A 24,560-nucleotide genomic window follows, 5' to 3' on the forward strand; every position below is an offset into this window, starting at 1 on the left:
ACGCGCCTCAGAAGGCGCGTTTTTTATAGATTAAAGAGCGGGGATGTCGCCCCTCTCCCATCCGGCTGTCGTTTCAGCCGCGAAATCCTCAAAACGGCCTTCGGCAATCGCTGCACGAATGCCCTGCATGAGATACTGGTAATAGGCCAGATTGTTCCAAGTCAGCAGCATTCCGCCCAGCGCTTCACCGGATTTGACCAGATGATGCAAATAAGCGCGGCTGTAATCACGCGTTGCCGGGCAGTTTGATTCTGGATCAAGCGGACGATGATCATCGGCATGACGCGCATTGCGCAGGTTCACCTTGCCAAAGCGTGTGAACGCCAGACCATGACGACCGGCACGCGTTGGCATCACGCAATCAAACATGTCGATGCCACGAGCAACCGATTTCAAAATATCATCCGGCGTACCAACACCCATCAGATAGCGTGGCTTTTCCGCTGGCAGAATCGGGCAAACGACTTCAAGCATATCGAGCATAACACTCTGCGGCTCACCAACGGCCAGACCACCAACGGAATAGCCTTTGAGATCCATAGCTTTCAGCGCTTCTGCCGAGCGTTCACGCAGACGCGCATTGTCACCGCCCTGCACGATGCCAAACATCGCCTTCCCTGGCTGTGTTCCGAAGGCAACCTTGCAGCGTTCAGCCCAGCGCAACGACATTTCCATGGCGCGCTCGGTGTTCTTTTCAGGCGATGGCAGCGCCACGCATTCATCAAGCTGCATCTGAATATCGCTATCAAGCAGCCCCTGAATTTCAATAGAGCGCTCGGGTGTCATTTCATAGGCTTTGCCATCGATATGCGAACGGAAAGTCACGCCTGTTTCATCGATCTTGCGCAATTGCGCGAGCGACATAACTTGGAAACCACCGGAATCTGTAAGGATCGGGCCTTTCCAACCACCAAACTCGTGCAGACCACCAAGACGAGCCACACGTTCCGCACCGGGGCGCAGCATCAGATGATAGGTATTGCCGAGAATAATATCGGCTCCAAGATCCCTCACCTGATCCATATACATGGCTTTGACGGTTCCGGCTGTGCCAACTGGCATGAAGGCGGGTGTGCGCACCACGCCGCGTGGCATGGAGATTTCGCCCTGACGCGTTGCGCCATCACGCGCAAGCACTTTGAATTCAAAATTTTCGCTGGTCATGCCGTGTCTCTAAATAATTTTGACTGAAAAGGAAACCGTTTCGGCTAACCTCGTTCGAGCAAGCTTGAATCTCCATAGGAATAGAAGCGATAGCCTGTCTCAATTGCGCGCTTATAAGCTTCATGCATGACCTCGAAACCACTGAAGGCCGAAACAAGCATAAACAATGTTGAGCGTGGCAGATGGAAATTGGTCATCAGCAGATCAACAGCCCGGAATTTATAGCCCGGCGTGATGAAAATATCGGTCGGGCCTGCCCATGAGCGAATGATACCGTCTTCGCCGGCAGCAGTCTCAATGAGGCGCAGCGATGTGGTACCAACGCATATCACGCGACCGCCACGTGCATGAACGGCATTGAGCGCATCAGCCGTTTCCTTTGAGACATAACCAATCTCCGAATGCATCTTGTGGTCTGTCGTATCGTCGGCTTTGACGGGCAAAAATGTGCCAGCCCCCACATGAAGCGTCACGAAATGCTCTTCAATGCCGCGTTCGCGGATTTTTGCGAGCAGTTCCGGCGTGAAGTGCAGACCAGCCGTTGGCGCCGCAACAGCGCCCTCTTCCCGAGCATAAACCGTCTGATAATCGCTGCGGTCGCGCTCATCTTCAGCGCGCTTGGATGCAATATAAGGCGGCAAAGGAATATGGCCTACGGCAGCAATGGCTTCATCAAGAGCTGCGCCATAAAGGTCAAACACCAGCAGCACTTCGCCTGCATCGCCTTTTTCCGCAACGGTTGCATCAAGCGTGCCCGTAAAGCAGCTTGAACCGGAGTGACCAAAACGAATGCGGTCGCCTTCTTTAACGCGCTTGGCAGGACGCAGGAATGCTTTCCAGCGATCAGCGCCAGTGCGCATGTGAAGCGTCGCACTCACTTGCGAAATATTGCCTTCGCGATCGCGCATGCCTTCAAGCTGCGCGGGAATAACTTTTGTATCGTTGAAAACGAGCGCATCACCCGGCTGTAACAGATCAGGCAACTCAAACACCTGTCGATCTTCGAAAGGCTGACCGGGACGAACACGCAACAGCTTGGCATGGTCACGCGGCTCTGCTGGGCGCAAAGCAATGCTCTCATCCGGCAAATCGAAATCGAAAAGATCAACACGCATTGTAAAACCTCAAACCAAGAGCGGCCCCGGCGAAACCGGAGCCGCTATATTTCTATAGAAACGACAGAATTAGATGTCAGCAGCGATGCGTGCAGTGACGATCATGTCTGGATCGGTAACAGGTTCACCACGCTTAATCTGGTCAACGTTTTCCATTCCTTCGATAACCTGACCCCAAACGGAGTACTGGCGGTCGAGGAATGATGCATCGCCAAAGCAGATGAAGAACTGGGAGTTAGCCGAATTCGGGTTCTGTGCACGCGCCATCGAAGCTGTACCGCGCTTATGCGAAACGTTCGAGAACTCAGCCTTCAGATCAGGCTTGTCCGAACCGCCCATGCCAGCGCGCGAGCCGTTGAAATGTGCGCCGCCGGTCTTGCCGAACTTGACGTCACCGGTCTGTGCCATAAAGCCGTCGATCACGCGGTGGAACACAACGCCGTCATAAGCGCCTTCGCGTGCCAGTTCCTTGATGCGTTCAACGTGGCCAGGAGCCAGTTCGTTAAAGAGTTCGATAACAACATTGCCCTTGGTGGTTTCAAGAACGAGTGTATTTTCCGGGTCTTTATAAGCCATCGGGCCTCTCCTATTGAGCGTATCCGCAAAAGTTTAAATGATTTTTGGGACAGGGATACGCGTTGAATCTATTTTTATTTAATGATCGTGGCTTTGACGATTTTGTCAGGGTTTTCAACCGAACCATTGTCGGATTCGCTACCCTTTTTGATCTTATCAACCACGTCCATGCCACTGACAACCTTGCCAACGACAGTGTACTGGCCATTCAGGAATGCGCCATCATTGAACATAATGAAGAACTGCGAGTTGGCCGAATCTGGCGACTGACTGCGAGCCATACCAACCGTACCGCGAACGAATGGTTCCTTAGAAAACTCAGCCGGAATGTTCGGCATGTCCGAACCGCCGGTGCCAACGCGCGAAGCGTTATAGCCCTTATCAACGTTACCAAACTTCACATCACCAGTCTGCGCCATAAAGCCCGGAATCACGCGATGGAATGCAACGCCATCATAAGCGCCTTCCTTTACCAGCTTTTCAATCTGTGCAACGTGCTTTGGCGCAAGGTTCGGCGCGAGTTCAATAGCAACATTGCCGTCCTTGAGCTGCAAATTGAGGGTGTCAGCAGCAAAAGCCGCTCCCTGAGAAAGTGCAACAATGGTGGCAGCGGCGAAAGCCGAACGAATAAAGGACATAATCGAGAAACTCCCTGAATCAGGATTTGAATTTTGCTTCCAGAGCGGAAGCAACAGAGGCGGGAACGAAGGGCTTTATATCGCCACCCATTGAGGCAATCTGGCGAACCAATGTGGCAGTAATTGTGCGCACAGCCGGATCGGCGGGCAGAAAGACGGTTTGCAATTCCGGTGCCATAGTTCCGTTCATGCCTGCCATCTGCATTTCATAGTCGAGATCAGTACCATCGCGCAGACCACGAACCATCAGCTTGGCGCCATGTTCGCGCGCAGCATCAATCACAAGCGCATCAAACGATATCACAGAAACGCGCTTTGCATCTTTGCCAAGCAAAGCCTCCGCACTGGCATTGATAAGCGCGACGCGGTCTTCAAAGCTGAACAGCGGCTTTTTACCGGGATGCACGCCAATCGCGACAATAACCTTGTCGGCAAGGCGAAGCGCGCCTTTGAGCACATTCATATGGCCTTTTGTGACCGGGTCGAAAGAACCCGCATAAATCGCGATCGTCATTTCTTCCAGCTAGCCTTTTCTCATCAGATTTTCAACAACAACCACAATTGAAAGAAATCAGAAACCAAGAAAACAAATTGAATGAGCAATGAAGCACGATTTCACGACAGATTCACAACCAGTTTACCAGCATAGCCGCAAGTTTGGTGCAACCTTTTTGCTTCTCAAGCGTATCTATAATGAAAGGATACAGCGATGATGATATTTCTTCTGGCAATATCCATGATGGTAGCAATGGCTGCATCGGCGATTATTCTGCTTCTGGAAGAGAATGAAGCAAAGCGTAACCGAGTTCGTCCCGCAGCATTCAGTTTGAGTACGATGCGTAAATTGCGTTCACATTAATTGCTTATTTTAAAGATCGTCAGTTCCCTCCAGTCCTGACATCTCAAAAAGGCCGATGGCTTCCGCCACCGGCCTTTTCATTTGATCAAAAGAGTAACCTGACGACTTTGCGCATCAGGAACTCCTATTACTCTTCACCACCAGCTACAGGCGCTTCACCTTCAGAAGCTAAACCCTCAGCTTCCACAGTGCCATTCTCTTCATCGCTTTCGGTTTCCGAAATGCGCTCGACCGAAACGACCTTTTCGCCGTCAGCCGTATTGAAGATTGTGACACCCTTTGTAGAACGTCCGGCGATGCGAATGCCACCAACCGGAACGCGGATCAACTGACCTTTGTCGGAAACCAACAAAATCTGATCGCTTGCTTCGACTGGGAACAGAGCAACCAGCTTACCAATTTCTTCGGTCTTGGAGGTATCCGTTGCACGAATGCCCTTACCGCCACGACCAGAAACACGGAACTCATAGGACGAAGAGCGCTTGCCGTAGCCATATTCACTAACGGTTAGAACGGTCTGCTCGCGGGCTTTCAGTTCCTGATAGCGTTCATCATTGAGTTCAGCTTCGTTTTCAACGTCTTCGCCAACAACAACAATGTCGTCTGCATCGTCGGCACCCTGCGCGCGACGCTCTGCAATCGAACGCTTGAGATAGGCAGCACGTTCGGGTGCATCCGCATCGACGTGATGCAGAATTGCCATCGAAATAACCTTGTCGCCGTCTGCGAGGTTAATACCGCGCACACCAATCGAGTTACGACCAGCAAAGACACGAACATCAGTGACAGGGAAACGAATGCACTGGCCACCGGCGCAAGTCAGAAGCACGTCGTCGAATTCCGTACAGGTATCGACCGAGAGGATTTCATCGCCCTCGTCTTCGAGCTTCATCGCGATCTTACCGTTACGGTTGACCTGAACGAAGTCCGAAAGCTTGTTACGGCGTACCGTACCGCGCGTGGTCGAGAACATGACGTCGAGGTTTGCCCAGGATTCTTCATCCTCTGGCAGCGGCATGATCGTAGTAATGCGCTCACCCTGCTGCAACGGCAGCATATTGATGAGTGCCTTGCCGCGCGATTGCGGATTACCGACTGGCAGACGCCAGACTTTTTCTTTGTAAACGATGCCGCGCGAAGAGAAGAACAGCACCGGCGTATGCGTATTGGCAACAAACAGACGAGTTACGAAATCCTCGTCCTTTGTAGCCATGCCGGAGCGGCCCTTGCCGCCACGACGCTGCGCACGATAGGTCGCGAGTGGCACACGCTTGATATAACCAGCATGACTTACGGTGACGACCATGTCTTCGCGAGCGATGAGGTCTTCATCGTCCATTTCAGCGCCGCCGAGACCAAACTCGGTGCGGCGTGGCGTGGCAAACTCATCACGAACGGCAATCATCTCTTCTTTGACGATTGTCATCACGCGAATGCGCGAGCCAAGAATATCGAGATAATCGCGAATTTCTTCGCCGATCTTATTCAATTCGTCCGCAACTTCATCGCGACCAAGTGCAGTCAAACGCTGCAAGCGCAATTCAAGAATCGCACGTGCCTGCTCTTCAGACAGATTATAGGTATTGTCTGCATTGATCGCATGACGTGGATCATCAATCAGGCGGATAAGTGGCGCAACATCAGCTGCAGGCCAGCGACGTTCCATCAACTGCTCACGCGCGGTTGCCGGGTCCGGCGCACGACGAATGAGAGCGATAATCTCGTCAATATTGGCAACAGCGATCGCAAGACCAACCAACACATGCGCGCGATCACGCGCCTTATTGAGCAGGAACTTGGTACGGCGTGTAACCACTTCTTCACGGAACGCCACGAAAGCGCGCAGCATGTCGAGAAGATTGAGCTGTTCCGGCTTGCCGCCATTCAGCGCCACCATGTTGCAGCCAAACGAGGTCTGCAGCGGCGTGTAGCGATAAAGCTGGTTGAGCACGACATCAGCAACCGCATCACGCTTAAGCTCGACCACGACGCGATAACCATCACGGTCAGATTCGTCGCGCAGATCGGAAATGCCCTCAATACGCTTGTCGCGCACCAGTTCAGCCATTTTTTCGATCATCGAAGCCTTGTTCACCTGATAAGGAATCTCGGTGATAACAATGGCTTCACGGTCGCCGCGCATTGGCTCAATCGCCACGCGACCACGCATAATCACAGAACCACGACCCGTGCTGTATGCCGAGTTGATGCCCGCGCGTCCAAGGATGATACCTCCGGTCGGAAAATCCGGGCCGGGAATGATTTCCATGATTTCTTCCAGCTCAATAGCTGGGTTTTCGATGAGCGCTACGCAACCATCGATGACTTCGCCAAGATTATGCGGCGGAATATTGGTGGCCATACCCACCGCAATACCGCCCGAACCATTGACGAGAAGATTTGGGAAGCGCGCCGGCAGAACCATTGGTTCGCGCTCGCGACCATCATAGTTATCCTGGAAATCAACGGTGTCCTTGTCGATATCCGACAGAAGTGATTCCGTGACCTTTTCCAGACGGCATTCAGTATAACGCATTGCCGCTGGCGGATCGCCATCGATCGAACCAAAATTGCCCTGCCCGTCCACGAGCGGATCGCGCAGCGAAAAGTCCTGCGCCATACGCACGAGGGCGTCATAAATTGATGCATCGCCATGCGGATGGTATTTACCCATCACTTCACCGATCACACCTGCCGATTTACGGTAGGGGCGATTGTAAGCGAGGCTCATCTCGTTCATGGCGTGGAGAATACGGCGATGCACCGGCTTCAAGCCGTCGCGCACATCGGGCAGCGCGCGACTCACGATAACGCTCATCGCGTAATCGAGATAGGAGCGCTGCATCTCCTCAATAATAGAGATCGGCTCAATACCTGTCGGGCCGCTCGGGCCGCCATTCATATCTTCGGAACCGGGTGGTGGCGTTAGATCTGACACTATTCAGATATCTTTCTCAACAGAATCGATAAAGTCACTTTATAGAACAAAACAGCACAAAAGGCCAATTTGGTGACCATTTCACTGAGCGAAATTTCCTCGCCTTATCAATACCTTGAAAGATATTCACATAAACATCGCGCAATGATGTTGTGTGAGGACACGCTTTGCGTCGACCATACGTCATTGATCGGCTACAATCCGTTTCACAAATCAAGCAATAATTGCCAATAAAAGGGGCGCGTTTAGCATGGGGTTCTACGATACGGTTTTCAGCGCCTTCGTCACCCTGCTCGTGACCATCGATCCGCCCGGTCTGGCTCCGCTCTTTCTGGCGCTCACCCCCGGCATGGATCGCAGCCATCGCAGTCAGGTAGCATTGCGTGCATCCATCATTGGCTTCATTGTCATGGCGCTGTTTGCGATTGCTGGCGCGCAGATACTCGGCATGTTCGGTATCAGCATCGGCGCTTTCCGCGTCGCAGGTGGTCTGCTTCTGTTCTGGATCGCTTTCGAGATGATTTTCGAAAAGCGAACCGAGCGTAAGGAAAAGAGCGCCGAAGTTGCCATTACCAAGGACCATATCCGTAATATCGCGGCATTCCCGCTGGCCATTCCGCTGATCGCGGGCCCTGGTGCGATCTCAGCAATCGTGTTGACATCCGATTCTTTTAACGGCATCGGTCCGCGTGCTGCCTTGCTTGGCGTGATCGCTGTATGTTTGCTCATTACCTATGTCGTATTGCTGCTTGCAGAACGCGTCGACCGGTTTTTGGGTGAAACAGGCCGCTCTATTCTCACACGTCTTCTCGGCGTTATCCTTGCAGCACTTGCAGTTCAGTTTGTAGCAGACGGCGTAAGGTCGCTAATTAATAGCTAGATCATAAAAGCACTCAACGCGTTTTCAAATATATAAAAACAATCTCGGACAAGAAAAACTTCGTTAGGATTTTCATTTAAATAATTGACTTATATATATTTTTTAGATTTTTTATAAAAATATCCGTAGCAATAGTGACATCTCCCGAATTATCGATGATTAAAACATCGTCAGCACCGTCATCAAAGTAGACCTCACGGGAAAGTCGTTTGATAATTTCTTCCCGGCTCTCGCGACCGCGGGCAGTCAACCGCTCTGCCAAGACCTCTGGCTTAGCAGAAATGACAACTATGCACCGTACGGCGTAAAGACTGCGGATTTCACCCAACACGCGGCGGGAGACATTGGCAATGACCACGGCACCTTTTGCAATTTCATGGTTGAGAGATTTTGGCAGACCATAGCTTAACCCATGCGCCTGCCAATGAAGAGCAAAAGCACCATCGTCAGCAGCCTTCGAAAAAGCCTCTTCGCTGAGACTGTCATGATATTCCGTGCCCGGCACTTGCAAACGGGTAATTGTGCGGCGAACGAAATGAAATTTTGGATCAGCAGCGAGTGCTGCACGCGCTGCTTCCATGATTGTGTCTTTACCGGCGCCGCTGGGGCCGACAACGGCCACAAAGCAACCTTTTGGAGCCGAGCTCCGACAAACATCTCTCATATCCGCACTCGATGCATTTCTAAACGATGTGCCAAAAGGAACGCAGTCGATAAGCCGCCTCACGAACAGTTCCTAATGCTTCATATGCTAGCTCACTCGCATGTACTTCATAAGCCTTGCGGATATGAAGTTCAACGATCAGATACATGAAATTATAATCCAAAGACAGGCATGTTTGGATGTCCGACACTAAGCAACGAACGTAAAAGCGATTTCTTCAACAAAAACTGACTGCTTTTGAAAAGAAAAATGGTTGAAATTTCGAGCAGGAAACCAAAACAGAGCATTGAATGCGCACATTATATTTCATAAAAAAATTAATTAAAACAGCAACCTATTTGTATATCTAAATTATTCAGCTTAACTAAAAAACGGGCGCTTAATGCGCCCGCTTTTTTCATCAAAATGGAATTTCGTCGTCGAGATCACGGGAGAAACCTCCGCCGCCGCCCTGACTGGATGGTCCAGACGAACCAAAATCATTACCGCCGCCGGAGTAGTCTGACATCTGGTTACGATTGCCGCCGCCACCGCCGCCAAAGGAGCGCCCTTCACCACCGCCTTCTCCGCGGCTATCGAGCATCTGAAGTTCACCACGGAACTTCTGCAACACGATTTCGGTGCTATAGCGGTCATTGCCGTTCTGATCCTGCCATTTACGTGTTTGAAGCGCGCCTTCGATATAAACCTTAGAACCCTTCTTCAGGTACTGTTCGGCAACCTTTGCAAGATTTTCATTGAAAATGACTACGCTGTGCCATTCGGTGCGATCCTTGCGTTCGCCGGTCTGGCGGTCACGCCAGCTTTCCGAGGTCGCAATACGCAGATTGGCAATCTGATCACCCGAATTGAGGCGACGAATTTCAGGATCGGCACCAAGATTGCCGACCAGAATGACTTTATTGACGCTACCAGCCATCAAAACTTACTCCGGGTCTCTCGCAAACACACTAAGTGAGCTTATGCCCAGCAAAACAGTGCATGCTTTTTAAAAATGGTCAAAGCACGAGCATTGACCTGAAACTCAAAACTCACCTTATAGCAGCAGCTCCCGCTGCGCTTATATTGGTCGGATTAATTCAGTCAATGTCCACAGAAGTTATGTTCTTGTTTTGTTCAAATTGCAAGCACGAAATAGGGTTTTCGGCCTGCCTTAAAGACCAAACTTTCCGTGGAAGATTGTTTCCGCAAGGTTAAGCCCTGCCGCTCACTGTTTCTTAGGCGCGCAGGGCTTGGATTTGAGCAACGCTCTTATATCGACAATGCTTCGCCGATAAATTTTTCGGAAATCTACTGCATTAAAGCGGACGATCTCCGCGCATATTCCAGATTTTCTGCAATCAACAACCACGAACAATTATGCGTCAATCTCAAAAGACGATACAGAATTACGTGAAGTGATTGTGCTTTCACAATCGTGAAAGCGAGGCAACTTAGTCAGGTGGTCTCATGCTCCATTTCCTCCTGTTGCATTGACTCGCCTATCTGGACCTCTTGTCGATATCGAGTAACCATCCCGACGTCTCTCCATCCAGCGAGTAATCACAGTCTGCGCCTGTCAGGAGTAACAGTCAATGCTCTTGCGTTCACATTTCGTATCGCATATCAGAGGTCGAGTTGTTCGATCTTTGTTCCGGTGATATTTAAGCTGTAAATGATCGAACGCCCCTTTCCTTGGAAGGGGTCCATACACATATTATGGAGCGGCGCGACGTTAAGCTCGACGCCCAACACTCCATGACAGGACCAAACAGGCAGGACGCGGAATGAGCGATCAGAAATTCATTTCCATACGTGGCGCGCGTGAACACAATCTAAAAAATGTTGACCTTGATCTGCCGCGCGACAAGCTGATCGTAATGACCGGCCTTTCAGGTTCCGGTAAATCATCGCTGGCATTTGATACAATTTATGCAGAAGGCCAGCGGCGCTACGTCGAAAGCCTTTCGGCCTATGCGCGCCAGTTTCTGGAAATGATGCAAAAGCCGGATGTGGATCAGATTGATGGTCTTTCCCCTGCTATTTCCATTGAGCAGAAGACCACGAGCCGCAATCCGCGCTCGACTGTCGGTACTGTAACCGAAATCTACGATTATATGCGCCTGCTTTTCGCACGCGTGGGTGTACCTTATTCGCCTGCAACGGGCTTACCGATTGAAAGCCAGACTGTCAGCCAGATGGTTGATCGCGTTCTCTCATTTGAAGAAGGCACCCGTCTTTATATTCTGGCTCCGATCGTTCGTGGTCGTAAGGGCGAATATAAAAAGGAACTGGCAGAACTTCAGAAGAAGGGTTTTCAGCGCGTAAAGGTCGATGGCACCTTCTACGAAATCGCTGATGTCCCTACCCTCGATAAAAAATATAAGCACGACATTGATGTGGTCGTGGACCGTGTTGTGGTGCGTGGTGATCTTGCAACCCGTTTGGCTGACAGTCTTGAAACCTGTCTCAAACTGGCCGAAGGTCTGGCAATTGCCGAATTTGCAGACAAGCCTTTACCAGCAGAAGAGACAGCCTCTGGAGGGGCGGCGAATAAATCGGCGAATGAAACGCATGAACGCGTCATGTTCTCAGAAAAATTTGCCTGTCCTGTTTCGGGTTTTACAATTCCGGAAATCGAACCGCGTTTGTTCTCGTTCAACAACCCTTTCGGTGCCTGCCCCACCTGCGATGGCCTCGGCACACAACAGGCAATCGATCCCAATCTCATCATTCCCGATGCATCTGTCTCACTCAAAGACGGTGCGGTCGCGCCATGGGCTCGGTCGTCTTCTCCTTATTATAATCAGACACTTGAAGCGCTCGGAAAAGCCTATGGCTTTAAGGTGAGCGCTAAGTGGGCAGATCTTTCAAATGAGTCCCAGCAGGCCATTCTTCACGGCACAAAGGGCAAGGAAATTGCCTTTAATTATGATGACGGCTTACGCGCTTATCAGACCACTAAGGCATTTGAAGGTGTTATTCCAAACCTCGAACGCCGCTGGAAAGAAACCGATTCAGCCTGGTCGCGCGAGGAAATCGAGCGCTTCATGTCCTCAACACCCTGCCCGGCATGCCGTGGCTATCGTTTGAAACCTGAAGCACTGGCCGTCAAAGTGGGCATGAAACATATCGGTGAAATCACCAATATGTCGATCCGCAACGCTGACCAATGGTTCCGCGATATCGATGGTACATTCAACGAAAAGCAACGCGAAATTGCAGCGCGCATTCTCAAAGAAATTCGTGAACGTCTGGACTTCCTCAATGATGTTGGTCTCGACTACCTGACGCTCGCGCGTAATTCCGGCACGCTTTCAGGGGGCGAAAGCCAGCGTATTCGTCTCGCTTCGCAGATCGGTTCGGGCCTGACGGGCGTTCTTTACGTGCTGGACGAACCATCGATCGGCTTGCATCAGCGTGATAATGCGCGCCTTCTGGACACGCTGCGTCACCTGCGCGATCTTGGCAATACCGTTATCGTCGTCGAACATGATGAAGATGCAATCCTGACAGCGGACTATGTAGTCGACATTGGACCTGCAGCGGGAATTCATGGCGGCCATATTATTGCACAAGGCTCACCTGATGACGTGATGTCGAACGCCAACTCGCTCACCGGCAAATATTTGTCAGGAGCGCTTGAAGTTGCAGTACCTGCTGAGCGTCGCGAAATCTCAAAGGCAAAGCGCATCAAAGTTGTTGGCGCACGCGGCAACAATTTGAAAAATGTCTCGGCGGATATTCCGCTTGGTACATTTACAGCCGTTACTGGCGTGTCGGGCGGCGGCAAGTCCACCTTCCTGATCGAAACACTGTTCAAGGCAGCGTCGCGCCGCATCATGGGCTCCCGCGAACATCCCGCGGAACATGACCGTATTGAAGGCCTTGAATTTCTGGATAAGGTCATCGACATCGACCAATCACCAATTGGCCGCACACCGCGTTCCAACCCTGCAACCTACACTGGCGCTTTCACGCCGATCCGCGACTGGTTCGCAGGTCTGCCGGAAGCCAAGGCGCGCGGATATCAAGCCGGACGTTTCTCGTTTAACGTCAAAGGTGGTCGCTGTGAGGCTTGTCAGGGCGATGGCGTCATCAAGATTGAAATGCACTTCTTGCCAGATGTTTATGTGACCTGCGACGTCTGCCATGGCAAGCGCTACAACCGCGAAACGCTGGAAGTACAATTTAAAGGCAAATCGATTGCCGACGTGCTGGATATGACTGTTGAAGAAGGTGCTGAATTCTTCACAGCCGTTCCTGCTGTGCGTGACAAACTCGAAACGCTTGTCAAAGTCGGTCTGGGCTATGTAAAGGTCGGCCAGCAAGCCACAACGCTCTCAGGCGGCGAAGCGCAACGCGTGAAGCTCGCTAAGGAACTGTCGCGTAAAGCTACAGGCCGCACGCTCTATATTCTTGATGAGCCAACGACAGGCCTGCATTTCCATGACGTCGCCAAGCTTCTAGAAGTGCTGCACGAACTGGTTGAGCAGGGAAATACGGTTGTGGTGATCGAGCACAATCTCGAAGTCATCAAGACTGCTGATTGGGTAATCGATCTCGGTCCAGAAGGCGGCGATGGCGGTGGCGAAATCGTTGCTGTTGGTCGTCCTGAAGATATTGCCAAGGAAAAACGTTCTTATACAGGCCAATTCCTCCGGGAACTGCTTGAACGCCGTCCAAGACGCAAAGCAGAAGCTGCTGAATAATTATAAAGCCGGGCAACGCCCGGCTCAGACTGCTGACAAACCCGTCGATTTTTTTGGCAGGTTTTTGGTGTTTTGTGAGTGCGTGTTCAGATGGTGTTTTCGGGGCTGGGTGGGCGGAGTTTGAAGTGGGCTTGAGAGCCCTCATCCCCAAGCTGGTTTTGGGGTTTTCGTCATCGCCATTGCGATCTTCTTGATATTCTGGGCGCTCGCTGCAAGCAGGCATTGCCATCTGACCTGGATGAGACCGCGAAAGAGGCATAGCGGTGCCCGTGTAGCTGTTTGGCATCGGCAAACGAGCGTTCGACCGTCTCTTTGCGCCGCTTGTAGATCACCTTGCCCCACGTCGTCTTGCGGTTCATGCCGGTGCGCTCTCGGGCATCAGCCCAGACATGCCGGGTAATGGTCCGCTCCGCCTTGGCGTTTGCGGTGCACGATGCCAGAAGCGGGCAGTCGCAGCACACTGACGGGTCCGAGCGGTAGTGCTTGTAGCCGTTGCGGTCGGTGGTGGCGTAGCTGAGTAACTGGCCTTGAGGGCAGCGATAACCGTCCGCCTCGGGCTCGTAGACGAATTTCGATTTGGCGACCATCCCCTCTTTGGGCGGGGTCGGCCTGCGATAGCCGGTCACGCCAAGGATTTGCCTGCCCTCCAGACCTCTGGCCCCTCCAAACCCCTGGCAATGCCTGCCGTGGCATAGCCCGCATCCAGACCGACTGCGCCGACAGTGAATTCGAAGCGTTCACGCTGCCGGTCCAATCGTTCGAGATAGACGATGGAGTCATGCACATTGGCTGGCGTCACATAGGTATCAGTGATTATGGCATGGCGGCCATCGACCGTGCGGTGATCGAGATAAAAGAAACCCTTAGGCTTACCGTCGCGGACCATGTAACCGCTATCGGGATCGGTACGACTGACCTTGGTTTCCTTCACCTCAGCTTCGCGTTCCTTGTCCTTCAACGGCTTCTGGCCGTGCGCCACACGCTCGGCCTCAATCGCCCGGTCGAGATCGGCCCAGTAGTCGGCTCGCGACTTCTTCAGCATCACCAGATCGTACTTGCCCTTGTTGGCATTGGCCTTCAGATGGGTCGAATCCGTATAGAGCACCGTGCCATCCACCAGGCCATGGCGGATCGCCTGCTCCACGATCGCATCGAAGATGTCCTGCGCCACGGACGTGTCGTTGAAGCGGCGGCGACGGTTCTGGGAAAGCGTCGAGGCCTCGAAGACCGGGTCCGTCAGCTTCATGCGCAAGAACCACCGATAGGCGACATTCACCTCGATCTCGCGCACCAACTGACGCTCCGAGCGCACCCCGAACAGGTAGCCGATGAACAGCGCCTTGAACATCAGCGTCGGATCGAGCGGCGGCCGACCGTTGTCGGCGCAGTAGAGCCTCGCGACGCGATCATGAATGAAGGAGAAGTCGATCACCGCGTCGATCTTGCGAAGCAGGTGATCCTTCGGCACCAGGCTATCTAGTGTCACCATCTCGAGAGCCGTCTGTTCGGGAGCGGGTTTCTTCAACATGGCCCAGTGAATCATAAACCCCCAGCTCGCGCCAGGGGTTTGTCAGCAGTCTGAGGCTCCGCATCGCGGGGCTTTTTTATTCTACAAGACCAACAATCGGCCCGTATCCACCGTGCCATGAAATGTCATTTTGATCCATGGTGGGACTATAAATCCCCGCTCCGCCGCCGCCATCAAGGAACAATGCATTGGAGCATTTGAGCTCATTACGAAAAAGCGTCGCGAAGTCATAGAAATTCACGGCGTCTTCGCTGATCGCAATTCGGATCGATTTATCAGAACAAACACCAACGCCGCTTCTGCGAGTGCGGTCTGTTGATCCTTTAATCAGAATGGGATTGAGCTTGTTATTAATAACCAGCATTGGCCCGGATTGAGTTGCAAAGCTTGGTCGAAGCTTAAGCTTCAAGAACTTATCGGTGGAAACAATACCGGCGCTGTCATTGTCAAAATAGAAAACGCCATTCGGCTTTTTATAGAAATTGGGAATCGGACCAGAGGTGCGCTGAGGCACTTTCGTATCAGCGGGAATAAGCTCCTGCCCATTTTCGAGATATAGACCCATTGGCGTAGAATCGACCTGATACATTCCAGCATTCAAGGCAAATGATAATGTTTTGCCGTCTCCAGCTACGGCATCTGCCACTTTCGAGAAAGTACGATATGGCTCACCATCTGTATTCTTCCAGAATAGTCGCAGTTTCTCTTTGTTCTTCACCGTGCAGATAATAAATTTCGTATCCTGAAAAATCTGCTGTTCACATGCCTCAGCTTGTGCTGGCGGCGTTGCAAAATAAAGACCGGTAAAGCCTATAGCTGCGAATGCGATCATCAATTTACACGAGCGCAAAGCAAAACCTCTCTCAAAAATAAAAAAGCCCGGTTAGACCGGGCCTTCTCGTAGCACTGTCCGCGACTATCGCGACAGTTATAGCACCAACCCACAAATCGAAAATCGATTTTAGAAAGCACGATGCTCGAGCTAGAAGTCAAAACATACCTCGTGCGCCAAACGTGACGCACAGCCTCTGACATTTAGCCGTTTACGGCATCCTTGAGGCCTTTACCGGCCGAGAACTTCGGCACGTTGCGGGCTGGAATTGCAACTTCTGCGCCAGTCGACGGGTTGCGGCCTGTCGAAGCTGCGCGATGCGATACGGAGAAAACACCAAAGCCTGGCAGACGTACTTCTTCGCCAGCCTGAAGTGCACCGGTGACAGCTGCGAGGACTGCGTCAACTGCAGTTCCTGCGTCGGCCTTTGTCAAACCGCCCTTTTCCGCAACTGCGGCGACCAATTCGTTCTTGTTCATAGGCATTTCCTTTCTTTATCTACCGGCGCGATTGACGCGAACGGATTGCGTGCAGTTTATTCAAATTGATTGACAAACCAAGCCTGTCAACACGAAAAAAGCCCGGAAAACCGGGGTTAAACACAGAAATGCCGAGCTTTTAGCCCGGCATTGTCAGCTTATTAGCACCCAACGATGATCAATGGGCCGTCGAGACGCCCGCATCGTCATCGACCTTAGTCGACGCGACAGGTGTTTCAGGCTCTGTCCATTCTATCGGTTGTGGCTCACGAACCAGTGCATGTCTCAAGACTTCACCAACGCGAGACACCGGAACGATCTCAAGATTGTTCTTCACATTGTCCGGAATATCCGCCAGATCCTTGGCGTTTTCTTCTGGGATCAGAACTTTCGTGATGCCGCCACGCAATGCAGCAAGCAGCTTTTCCTTGAGGCCACCAATAGGCAGAACACGACCACGCAGCGTCACCTCGCCTGTCATTGCAATGTCCTTACGAACCGGAATGCCGGTCATCACAGAGACAATTGCCGTAACCATGGCGATACCAGCCGACGGACCATCCTTTGGCGTCGCACCTTCCGGTACGTGCACATGTATGTCGCGCTTATCGAACAGCGGAGGCTCAATGCCAAAATCAACCGCACGCGAACGAACATAAGATGCCGCTGCAGAAATCGATTCCTTCATCACATCACGGAGGTTACCCGTAACAGTCATGCGGCCCTTGCCGGGCATCATGACACCTTCGATGGTCAACAGTTCGCCGCCCACTTCAGTCCACGCAAGACCAGTGACAACACCGACCTGATCTTCACCGTCGATCTGACCAAAACGATAACGCTCAACACCGAGATAATCGGAGAGGTTTTTATCGGTGATCTTCACCGACTTCTTCTTCGCCTTCAAAATCTCGGTCACGGCCTTACGTGCCAACGTCATCATTTCACGTTCAAGGCTACGCACACCGGCTTCACGCGTGTAAAGACGGATAACGTTGCGCAGCGCATCGTCTGTGACCGAAAACTCTTTAGGCTGCAGAGCATGATCCTTGATCGCCTTTGGCAGCAAATGCCGTTTGGCAATCTCGAGCTTTTCGTCTTCGGTGTAACCGGCAATACGGATGACTTCCATACGGTCCAGAAGAGGACCCGGAATGTTCAACGTATTGGCAGTCGTGACGAACATGACATTCGACAAATCATATTCAACCTCAAGGTAATGATCCATGAAGGTCGAGTTCTGTTCCGGATCCAACACCTCAAGCATTGCCGACGACGGATCGCCACGGAAGTCCTGACCCATTTTGTCGATTTCATCGAGCAGGAAGAGCGGGTTGGACTTCTTTGCCTTCTTCATCGACTGGATGACCTTGCCGGGCATCGAACCAATGTAAGTGCGGCGGTGACCACGGATTTCAGCCTCGTCACGCACGCCGCCAAGCGACATACGGACATATTCACGGCCGGTAGCCTTAGCGATCGAGCGGGCAAGAGAGGTCTTACCAACGCCGGGAGGTCCAACGAGGCAGAGGATCGGGCCTTTGATCTTGGTCGAGCGAGCCTGCACTGCGAGATACTCGACAATGCGTTCCTTAACCTTGTCGAGGCCGAAATGCTCATCATCAAGCACTTCCTCGGCAAAGTTCAGATCCTGCTTGACCTTAGACTTCTTGCCCCAAGGAATCGAAAGCAGCCAGTCAAGATAGTTGCGCACAACGGTCGCTTCTGCCGACATTGGGCTCATGCTGCGCAGCTTTTTCAGCTCAGCCTGTGCCTTTTCGCGTGCTTCCTTGGAAAGCTTAGTCTTGTTGATACGTTCTTCGAGTTCAGCCGTCTCGTCACGACCGTCCTCACCGTCACCAAGCTCCTTCTGGATCGCCTTCATCTGCTCATTGAGGTAATATTCGCGCTGGGTCTTTTCCATCTGGCGCTTGACGCGACCACGGATGCGCTTTTCTACCTGCAAAACAGAAATCTCGGATTCCATGAAGGCAAGTGCCTTCTCAAGACGCTCACGCACCGAGAGAATCGACAGCATTTCCTGCTTTTCAGGAATCTTGATCGCGAGATGCGAAGCAACCGTATCAGCAAGCTTGGAATAGTCTTCGATCTGAGTGGCTGCACCAACCACTTCGGGCGAAATCTTCTTGTTCAGCTTGACGTAGTTTTCAAAGTCAGAAACCACAGACCGGGCCAGCGCTTCGACTTCAACAGCATCTTCTTCAGGTTCAGGAAGAACCGTAGCAAATGCTTCGTGATAATCTTCGCGATCAGTAAATTTGGAAACCTTGGCGCGCGCAGTGCCTTCGACGAGAACCTTCACGGTGCCATCTGGCAGCTTAAGAAGCTGCAACACATTTGCGATCGTGCCGATTTCATAAATAGCATCAGGTGCAGGATCGTCGTCTGCAGCATTCTTCTGCGTTGCGAGCAGAATCTGCTTATCGACACCCATCACTTCTTCAAGTGCTTTGATCGACTTTTCACGTCCAACAAACAGCGGAACGATCATATGGGGGAAGACTACAATATCGCGCAACGGCAAAACGGCATAAAGCCCGTCTTCGCCACCCGCTTCTGTCTTCTGTTCAATATCCGTCATGTCAGTCCTTTCTCAGGTCGTTCGACCCGACTGCCAAAGGCTGTGGCCCCTTTCATGATGAGGCAGTCCACAACCAGTGCTTCGGTCCATAATTGGAGTGTCGAACTCCTAAATTCAAGCTGCTTTAATGGCAGCATTCATAGAATCGTCATCTATCCTGCGCCGTCACAGAAATTTGTACAATAACAACTACGCGATGTATCCAGACTGTTCCTAAAGATAGACAAGAAAAAGGCCGCTTTCGCGGCCTTATCTCTTTTTCTTCGACAGCCATTAAGCTGATGCATTGCCTTTTTCGTCCTGACGATCGGCGTAGATATAAAGAGGACGGGCGCTACCATCTACAACATCACCGGAAATAGCCACTTCCTGAACACCTTCAAGCGTTGGCAGCTCGAACATTGTATCCAGCAGGATCTTTTCCATGATCGAGCGCAAACCACGCGCACCCGTTTTGCGTTCAACTGCCTTGTTCGCAATCGCGCGCAGCGCGTCGTCATGGAAGCTCAGTTCAACATTTTCCATGTCGAACAAACGCTGATACTGCTTCACGAGCGCATTCTTTGGCTCGGTCAGAATCTGCACAAGCGCGTCAACGTCCAGATCTTCCAGAGTGGCGATCACAGGCAGACGACCAACAAATTCCGGAATAAGACCGAACTTCAGCAAATCTTCTGGTTCCAGCTCCTTGAAAACATCACCGATACGACGTTCATCAACTGACTTCACGTTTGCACCGAAACCAATTGATGTCTTTTCACCACGTGCCGAAATGATCTTGTCGAGACCGGCAAAGGCACCGCCACAAATAAACAGAATGTTCGTTGTGTCGACCTGCAGAAATTCCTGCTGCGGATGCTTACGGCCACCCTGCGGCGGCACGGACGCAACAGTGCCTTCCATGATCTTAAGGAGGGCTTGCTGAACGCCTTCACCCGAGACGTCACGGGTGATCGAAGGATTGTCCGACTTGCGGCTGATCTTATCCACTTCGTCGATATAGACGATGCCGCGCTGCGCACGTTCAACGTTGTAATCGGCCGACTGGAGCAGCTTCAAAATGATGTTTTCAACGTCTTCGCCGACATAACCAGCTTCAGTGAGTGTCGTAGCATCAGCCATGGTGAACGGAACATCGATGATGCGTGCGAGTGTCTGGGCAAGATAGGTCTTGCCGCAACCGGTTGGGCCAACCAGCAAAATGTTTGACTTCGCAAGTTCGATGTCGTTGCTCTTCGACTGATGAGCAAGACGCTTATAGTGATTGTGTACCGCAACCGAGAGAACGCGCTTGGCGTCTTTCTGACCGATGACATAGTCATCGAGTACGTCTTTGATTTCCTGCGGCGTAGGCACACCTTCGCGCGACTTCACCATCGAGGTTTTGTTTTCCTCGCGAATGATGTCCATGCAAAGTTCGACGCACTCGTCGCAGATAAATACGGTCGGGCCTGCAATCAGCTTACGTACTTCATGCTGGCTTTTGCCACAGAACGAGCAATAAAGCGTATTCTTTGAATCGCCGCCGCTGTTGCTGACTTTGCTCATTGCAGTTTCCTTTCAATAAACCGAAATGAACAGCAGCCGTCTGTGTCCATCTCGATCGTTTCTTCCGGTTCGGACCCTTTGAAGAAGCAAAACAACACTTCTTCCCGGCTCCATCGGCAGTTTTTACGCACTGCCAGTCATTTTGGATCTCGCGTACCAAAGGCTTTCCGACCGAATAAGCCTTAAGTGGCGACTTTTGCAGAACCTAAAGCGGGGAACAATTGAAAAATCATGTTCCCCAGCGAGATTCGGCATAATCTGAACTATTTTAACGCCGTGAACCCCAACAGATGCTTAACGCGATGCGTTAACCTTTACGTAGGACCACGAAATAAGCCGCTTTTGTGGCAAAAGATGCTAAAATATGAAGAGGCAGACGAACTACCTCCCCGGATTACTTAGTTTCTTCAACAGCCACTTCACGCGATTCGATGACCTTATCGATCAAACCGAACTCAAGAGCTTCCTGCGCTGTCATGAAGTGATCACGATCAAGCGTACGTTCAATAGTCTCGTAATCGCGACCTGTATGCTTGACGTAAATCTCATTCAGGCGGCGCTTCATCTTGATGATGTCCTGCGCATGACGTTCAATATCGGATGCCTGTCCCTGGAAACCACCCGAAGGCTGGTGAACCATGATGCGGGCATTTGGCAGCGCATAACGCTGGCCAGTTGCACCGGCCGTTAACAGCAGCGAACCCATCGAAGCAGCCTGCCCCATACAAAGTGTCGAGACTGGCGGCTTGATGAACTGCATCGTGTCATAAATCGCCATGCCGGACGTAACAACGCCGCCGGGCGAATTTATGTACATGTTGATCTCTTTCTTCGGGTTCTCAGACTCGAGGAAGAGCAACTGCGCGCAGATCAGCATCGACATGCCGTCTTCGACAGGACCGTTGACGAAGATGATACGTTCTTTCAGCAAACGTGAAAAAATATCATAGGCCCGCTCGCCACGGTTGGTCTGCTCGACAACCATCGGCACGAGGTTCATGACGGTTTCAATTGGATCTCTCATTATGGGCCTCTGCATATTTATAACGAATATGAATCGTATGGATGTTCCATACATAGGGCTTTGCAGCCCTGTTCCGCAAGATGCCGATCAATCCCAATCGGAATCCTGCTCGACAGGCTTAATGCCGCGTTTCTCATCGAGCATTTTGCGTGCTGTTTCTGTCAGTCGAGCCTGAACGCGAACCGATCCGTCCTCAAGGTCTTCGCGCTTCACTTCGCTGCCGTGTTGATAAATCCAATCAAGGATACGAAGCTCTGACGGAGGAAACACCACATCCACCGAGCCAAGCGCACCAGCGATGCGGCTTTCAATCAGCGACAGCAACCTGTCAACGCCTTCACCAGTCCATGCAGAAAGCGGGATCGGCCGACCTTCATCACCGCCAGCCGCAGCGAGACGCAGGGCGGCCTCACGGCCAGCTTCGTCCAAATTATCGACCTTGTTCCAAATCTGGATCACGCGCTTATGATCATGGGGATCGACATCAAGACCCGTCAGAATGCTTTCGACGTCTTCAGCTTGTGCCGCATTATCCGGATCTGAAATGTCGCGCACATGCAAAATCAGGTCAGCTTCGACAACTTCTTCAAGCGTCGCGCGGAATGCTGCAACGAGATGATGCGGAAGGTTCGAAATGAAGCCCACAGTGTCTGAAAGAATAACTGTTTCACCATGCGGCAGGCGAATACGGCGCAATGTCGGATCAAGCGTTGCGAACAGCATGTCTTCAGCCAGCACATCGGCGCCCGTCATGCGGTTAAACAATGTCGACTTACCCGCATTGGTATAGCCAACCAATGCGATGACAGGATGTGGAACTTTGCGGCGCTTTTGACGATGCAACGTGCGAGTACGGACAACCGTTTCCAGCTCGCGTTTAATCTTCAGGATTTTTTCCTGAAGCATACGTCTATCTGCTTCAATCTGTGTTTCACCCGGACCACCAAGGAAGCCACCGCCACCGCGCTGACGTTCCAAGTGCGTCCAGCTTCGAACAAGACGACCCTTCTGATAATTCAGGTGTGCGAGCTCGACTTGCAGCGCACCTTCCTTGGTACGCGCTCTCTCGCCAAAGATTTCCAGAATAAGGCCAGTACGGTCGATGACCTTAACGTGCAATTCTTTTTCGAGATTACGTTGCTGCACCGGCGTCAAGGCGTGATCGACGATCACGAGACCGATTGACTTTTCTTCCAAAATTTCAGCGATTGACTCAATCTTACCCGTACCCAACAGTGTCGCGGGTCGCGGTTGGCTGACAGTCACATTTTCAGCATGGGCAATGTCAAGATTGATTGCGCGGGCAAGACCAGTTGCCTCTTCCAGCCGTGCTTCATTGGAACGCTGAAACTGCGTCCGTTCGCCTTCTTCACTTGCTGTACTGTTATTATAACGTTCCGGCAGAATGGGAACGATCACCGCTGCTCTGGTGGGTTCTGGCTCAGACAGGCCAAACCCCTTCTTTTCATCGGCAGGCGAAACATTCACGTCTTTGAATTTCGACAAATAAACTTACTCCGGGATACGGCCCCAACTGCTTTAGCAGATAGGTCATCGCATAAGCGGTTTCAAATAGAAGACGCCCCGGCCAATCAAATCATGATCCATAAACCCGCCATGCGGGATCAAAATCGAAAAAGCTGGAGCAGAGTGACAATTCAAGAGATCACCACGCTCCAGCATAAAACTGGTCAGTTATAAACTGAGAAGCGTCAGACTTCCTCACCCTCAAACATCTGTACCGGCTGGCTCGGCATGATGGTCGAAATTGCATGCTTGTAAACAAGCTGCGAATGACCATCGCGACGCAGCAAAACACAGAAATTGTCAAATGACGTAACAATACCTGTGAGTTTCACACCATTGATAAGGAAAATGGTCAGTGAAATTTTCTGCTTGCGTACAGAATTGAGAAAAAGGTCTTGAAGATTTTGCGATCGTTCAGCCATTGTTTTTATTCCTTTAATCGATCAGCAGTTTGTTCGCTTATGCCAGACGAACACGCGCAAACACATAAATCAAGCTCCCGGGTTGCGCAAAACCAGTCGCTAAAAGCAATTGCTGTGGAAAGACAACTGCTTCGCTCTTAATCTTCGGTTAACAGGATGGGAATCTTTCCGCAACCAACAAATTCAAAACCCGACATGCAAATCTTTGCAGGTATAAATACACCAACCTTATTTGATGTCATTCGAAAGTGGTTCACCAAGCATTGGTCTAACCCGATCAATCGCCCACATATAGAAACTTCCAGGCTGCATAGAAACAACTTCTTTATGTTTCTTATGGATATGAAAACCAATAAAATCAGGGTGTTTGGTCGGCTCTAAGCCATAGAACGGATCATAAATCCGCGTCGCCTCTTTCCCTACCCAGTAGTAGAAATTCTCCTGCGGGGCCGCATTCTTAAAGATGCCATACTTGCGTGCAAGCCGCGATATGCCGTCATTTCCGAAAATTGTAATCCCGATAGCAGCAGGCGTAACTTCTTTACCCGTAAGACGATAGTATAATGGCCGCAGTTTGCCGCGACGCACTCCCAGCCAGCGCGGCAGCGGATCTCTAGAAGCGACATAATCCTCAAATTCGCGAATGATCGGGTGGTCATGCGGCAGATAAAGAGCCGACACCCCGACACGAAAATGATTCTCTCGCGCCAAGTATGGCTTCGTGGGATCGGGATGAAATTGCTTTAGCAAATAAACATCCGTATCAAGCCATACACCCTGCTTATGCTTCATCAGCATGATACGGAAAATATCACTGAACTGAACGATTGTCGTTCGGCTGCGTAAATTTGGATAATGGGGATCCAGCCGCTTAAATACCTGCTCAGGCAGGATAGTACTGGCATCGTGAATTTCGACGCCCTCAGGGACATTCTCGATTGGCGCATATGAAAAAAGCTTCACACGCTGGCCTGTCATCACCATTGATGCCAGACAGATTCGATCAACATCGCGCAGCCGCGGCCCATACCAGAAAGTGCAGATATCCATCAGAGATACCGGAGAATAGAGGT

The 24,560-nt window shown here is 51.5% G+C and carries 19 protein-coding genes and 1 pseudogene; 3 read left to right on the forward strand and 17 right to left on the reverse strand.

The window, feature by feature from the left end:
• Positions 1 to 30: 30 nt before the first annotated feature.
• The 5 genes from tgt to coaD all read right to left on the reverse strand — a co-directional run bounded on the left by tgt (position 31) and on the right by coaD (position 4,007).
• A complete protein-coding gene (tgt, locus tag RI570_RS00835) occupies positions 31 to 1,164 on the reverse strand; it encodes a tRNA guanosine(34) transglycosylase Tgt (RefSeq protein WP_313826536.1) in 1,134 nt (377 codons plus the stop codon).
• A 44-nt stretch (positions 1,165 to 1,208) separates the two neighbouring features.
• On the reverse strand, positions 1,209 to 2,279 hold the full coding sequence (gene queA, locus RI570_RS00840) for a tRNA preQ1(34) S-adenosylmethionine ribosyltransferase-isomerase QueA (RefSeq protein WP_313826537.1): 1,071 nt from the start codon (positions 2,277 to 2,279) through the stop codon (positions 1,209 to 1,211).
• Between the two features lie 69 nt (positions 2,280 to 2,348).
• Positions 2,349 to 2,855 (reverse strand): peptidylprolyl isomerase, encoded by a 507-nt coding sequence (locus RI570_RS00845; protein ID WP_250039827.1) that lies wholly within the window; start codon positions 2,853 to 2,855, stop codon positions 2,349 to 2,351.
• Between the two features lie 74 nt (positions 2,856 to 2,929).
• A complete protein-coding gene (locus RI570_RS00850) occupies positions 2,930 to 3,493 on the reverse strand; it encodes a peptidylprolyl isomerase (protein ID WP_313826538.1) in 564 nt (187 codons plus the stop codon).
• Positions 3,494 to 3,512: 19 nt separating this feature from the next.
• Positions 3,513 to 4,007 (reverse strand): pantetheine-phosphate adenylyltransferase, encoded by a 495-nt coding sequence (gene coaD / locus RI570_RS00855; protein WP_313826539.1) that lies wholly within the window; start codon positions 4,005 to 4,007, stop codon positions 3,513 to 3,515.
• Between the two features lie 195 nt (positions 4,008 to 4,202).
• On the opposite strand from coaD, the gene RI570_RS00860 reads away from it, so the two are divergent.
• Positions 4,203 to 4,352, forward strand: a complete 150-nt coding sequence (locus RI570_RS00860) for a hypothetical protein (RefSeq protein WP_313826540.1) — start codon at positions 4,203 to 4,205, stop codon at positions 4,350 to 4,352.
• A gap of 127 nt (positions 4,353 to 4,479) precedes the next feature.
• On the opposite strand, the gene gyrA is transcribed toward RI570_RS00860, so the two are convergent.
• Positions 4,480 to 7,254 carry a DNA gyrase subunit A gene (gene gyrA / locus RI570_RS00865; RefSeq protein ID WP_313828507.1) on the reverse strand — a complete coding sequence of 925 codons (2,775 nt, stop codon included), beginning with the start codon at positions 7,252 to 7,254 and terminating at the stop codon, positions 4,480 to 4,482.
• Positions 7,255 to 7,540: 286 nt separating this feature from the next.
• Here gyrA and RI570_RS00870 point away from each other — a divergent pair, with 286 nt between their 5' ends.
• On the forward strand, positions 7,541 to 8,170 hold the full coding sequence (locus RI570_RS00870; RefSeq protein WP_313826541.1) for a MarC family protein: 630 nt from the start codon (positions 7,541 to 7,543) through the stop codon (positions 8,168 to 8,170).
• A 76-nt stretch (positions 8,171 to 8,246) separates the two neighbouring features.
• Here the strand turns inward: RI570_RS00870 and phnN are convergent, their stop codons facing one another.
• On the reverse strand, positions 8,247 to 8,834 hold the full coding sequence (gene phnN / locus RI570_RS00875) for a phosphonate metabolism protein/1,5-bisphosphokinase (PRPP-forming) PhnN (protein WP_313828508.1): 588 nt from the start codon (positions 8,832 to 8,834) through the stop codon (positions 8,247 to 8,249).
• Between the two features lie 400 nt (positions 8,835 to 9,234).
• Positions 9,235 to 9,753, reverse strand: coding sequence for a single-stranded DNA-binding protein (gene ssb, locus RI570_RS00880; protein WP_313826542.1), 519 nt, complete (start codon positions 9,751 to 9,753; stop codon positions 9,235 to 9,237).
• Positions 9,754 to 10,600: 847 nt separating this feature from the next.
• Here ssb and uvrA point away from each other — a divergent pair.
• Complete coding sequence (uvrA, locus tag RI570_RS00885) at positions 10,601 to 13,525, forward strand: excinuclease ABC subunit UvrA (RefSeq protein WP_313826543.1); 2,925 nt, start codon at positions 10,601 to 10,603, stop codon at positions 13,523 to 13,525.
• A 141-nt stretch (positions 13,526 to 13,666) separates the two neighbouring features.
• Here uvrA and RI570_RS00890 read toward each other — a convergent pair.
• From RI570_RS00890 to RI570_RS00930, 9 genes and pseudogenes are all read right to left on the reverse strand, one after another.
• Positions 13,667 to 15,053: pseudogene (locus RI570_RS00890) on the reverse strand (IS1182 family transposase).
• 76 nt (positions 15,054 to 15,129) lie between these two features.
• A complete protein-coding gene (locus RI570_RS00895) occupies positions 15,130 to 15,885 on the reverse strand; it encodes a phosphodiester glycosidase family protein (RefSeq protein WP_313826544.1) in 756 nt (251 codons plus the stop codon).
• A 203-nt stretch (positions 15,886 to 16,088) separates the two neighbouring features.
• Positions 16,089 to 16,364: an HU family DNA-binding protein gene (locus RI570_RS00900; protein ID WP_250039808.1), complete on the reverse strand. Its 276-nt coding sequence runs from the start codon at positions 16,362 to 16,364 to the stop codon at positions 16,089 to 16,091.
• 178 nt (positions 16,365 to 16,542) lie between these two features.
• The gene (lon, locus tag RI570_RS00905) at positions 16,543 to 18,966 is read right to left on the reverse strand and encodes an endopeptidase La (RefSeq protein WP_313826545.1); all 2,424 of its coding nucleotides are present in this window, start codon (positions 18,964 to 18,966) and stop codon (positions 16,543 to 16,545) included.
• A 273-nt stretch (positions 18,967 to 19,239) separates the two neighbouring features.
• The gene (gene clpX, locus RI570_RS00910) at positions 19,240 to 20,514 is read right to left on the reverse strand and encodes an ATP-dependent Clp protease ATP-binding subunit ClpX (RefSeq protein ID WP_313826546.1); all 1,275 of its coding nucleotides are present in this window, start codon (positions 20,512 to 20,514) and stop codon (positions 19,240 to 19,242) included.
• Positions 20,515 to 20,908: 394 nt separating this feature from the next.
• On the reverse strand, positions 20,909 to 21,538 hold the full coding sequence (gene clpP, locus RI570_RS00915; protein ID WP_250039805.1) for an ATP-dependent Clp endopeptidase proteolytic subunit ClpP: 630 nt from the start codon (positions 21,536 to 21,538) through the stop codon (positions 20,909 to 20,911).
• Between the two features lie 87 nt (positions 21,539 to 21,625).
• Positions 21,626 to 23,044, reverse strand: a complete 1,419-nt coding sequence (gene hflX / locus RI570_RS00920) for a GTPase HflX (protein WP_313826547.1) — start codon at positions 23,042 to 23,044, stop codon at positions 21,626 to 21,628.
• A 206-nt stretch (positions 23,045 to 23,250) separates the two neighbouring features.
• Positions 23,251 to 23,487, reverse strand: a complete 237-nt coding sequence (gene hfq / locus RI570_RS00925) for an RNA chaperone Hfq (protein WP_007875113.1) — start codon at positions 23,485 to 23,487, stop codon at positions 23,251 to 23,253.
• Between the two features lie 228 nt (positions 23,488 to 23,715).
• Positions 23,716 to 24,537, reverse strand: coding sequence for a glycosyltransferase (locus RI570_RS00930; RefSeq protein ID WP_313826548.1), 822 nt, complete (start codon positions 24,535 to 24,537; stop codon positions 23,716 to 23,718).
• Positions 24,538 to 24,560 lie beyond the last annotated feature (23 nt).

Origin of the sequence: Brucella pseudogrignonensis (genome assembly GCF_032190615.1) — a bacterium.
Classification (GTDB): Bacteria; Pseudomonadota; Alphaproteobacteria; order Rhizobiales; family Rhizobiaceae; genus Brucella; species Brucella pseudogrignonensis_B.